This window comes from Synechococcus sp. R8-2 (assembly GCF_047461715.1).
Taxonomy (GTDB): domain Bacteria; phylum Cyanobacteriota; class Cyanobacteriia; order Thermostichales; family Thermostichaceae; genus Thermostichus.
The window spans coordinates 1-1,553 of record NZ_JANSHQ010000482.1 but is presented as its reverse complement, the minus strand read 5'-3'; the positions used below and the strand labels follow the sequence as shown (position 1 = coordinate 1,553).

At 60.0% G+C, this 1,553-nt stretch carries 2 protein-coding genes; both read left to right on the top strand.

What is annotated here, in order from left to right; all coding sequences use genetic code 11:
- Positions 1 to 223 precede the first annotated feature (223 nt).
- Positions 224 to 370 (top strand): hypothetical protein, encoded by a 147-nt coding sequence (locus NW819_RS11310; RefSeq protein WP_187147246.1) that lies wholly within the window; start codon positions 224 to 226, stop codon positions 368 to 370.
- 121 nt (positions 371 to 491) lie between these two features.
- A complete protein-coding gene (locus tag NW819_RS11305) occupies positions 492 to 1,526 on the top strand; it encodes a CAP domain-containing protein (RefSeq protein WP_414413801.1) in 1,035 nt (344 codons plus the stop codon).
- Positions 1,527 to 1,553: the final 27 nt, after the last annotated feature.

The following is a 1,553-nucleotide window of genomic DNA, read 5'->3' as shown; positions in this document are numbered from 1 at the left end:
AGTTCAGCGTGAATGTATCAGTTGTGGGGATCCGTACTCCACTATGGGTGGAGAGAAAAAGTGGGCTTGGATCCCAGTCCTAGTGGATGTAGCCGACTTGGGTGAGCGTTCCTTGACTTGGGCTTAAGTTATACCCTTGTCGGCATGAGTTTTGACGCTGTGGCCCACTCGGCCAGGTGATAGAACAGAGTCAAACCCAACAGCATTTGGGAGGTTTGTTGTCATGGCTACGTTGCAACCCAAAGTGACCCACCAGCTTTTGGCGGCCTTAGCCCTGTTTGCCTGTCTGGGCTTGTTGCCTGCTTGTGGCGAGAGCAGCAGCAGCACCGTCAGCCCCCCCAGCATCACCCCCACCCCCACCGGCTCATAATTCGGCTGGTTTTTGCATGCCCTTGCAGCGGTTGCCCAAGTTGGTTCAGCTTTGGGCTTTGAGGATCGCGGGGATCTTTTGTCTTTGTCTGCTGGCGGCCTGTGGAGGATCCCCTACCTCGATGGAGCCACCGCGGGCAGGGGAAGTGCCGATTGCCAGCTTCCTGTGCCGGTTGGATCGCCAGACCCGCAGCTTCACGGGGCCTATTTACGCCGAACAGCCCCAGGTTGCCACCTGCAACCCCGGTCGCCTTACGCCTGCAGCAGCCCAAAAGATGATGGATCGGCTGAATTTTCTACGGCTGTTGCACCAGTTACCGCTGGTGAAGCTCAATCCTCAGTTCCTAGAAGCCGCCCAGCAAGCGGCCTTGATGCAGGTAGCCAATGGTACTCTCAGCCACCAGCCGCCCCCTTCTTGGCGCTGCTTTACCCCTGCCGGGGAGGCGGGATCCCGCTTCAGCAACCTGGCGGTTGGGCCCATCCTAGAGCTGAACGGCCCCGATCCAGGCCGGGTGTTGGCGCGGCAGGTGGATATCTACTTTGCCGAGCCAGGTCGAGAAAACTTTGTGGATGTGGGGCATCGCCGCTGGAACCTGTATCCTCAGTACGCCCAGGGGGCCTACGGCATTGTCTTTGACCCACGGGCTGGACGGGTGACCCAGGCCAACGCCAACTGGATCTTCGGTTTTGACGAGTCGGTGCCAGATCCAGAGTTCATCGCCTTCCCGGAGAAAGACGGCTACCTCTACCGCCTAGAAGGGTTTTCCGGCCAGCCCCTGTCTGCCTACCGCTGGTCTTTCTCGGTGCCCAGCCGTGGCGGCAAGGCTGATCTCAGCCAAGCCCAAGTCCGCATCACCGATGCCCTCAGCGGCGAGCCGGTGCCTGTTGGAGATCTCCGCGTGGGGGATCCCGCCTTTGGCCTGGAAACTTTGACCTACTCCGTGGGTTCGATCCAGCCCAATCGCAACTACACCTTTGAAATTAGCGGCATTCGCCTCAACGGTGGCCCCCCCCGCAGCTACCGCTACACCACCGCTCTCTACGACTGCGATCCCCAAACTTCCCAACGGCCCGCACCCCTCACCGAAGGGCTGGGGATCCCGCCCCGTCTGCTCTGGCAGATGGAGCCTTTCAACTCTTTCAACCCTCTCAACTAGCTTTTCCTCACCCCCAGCCCCTTTCCC

What these genes read in the sequence shown, in the direction of transcription:
- NW819_RS11310 (WP_187147246.1), top strand. Translation starts at nt 224, where the DNA reads ATGGCTACGTTGCAACCCAAAGTGACCCACCAGCTTTTGGCGGCCTTA.
- NW819_RS11305 (WP_414413801.1), top strand. Translation starts at nt 492, where the DNA reads ATGGAGCCACCGCGGGCAGGGGAAGTGCCGATTGCCAGCTTCCTGTGC.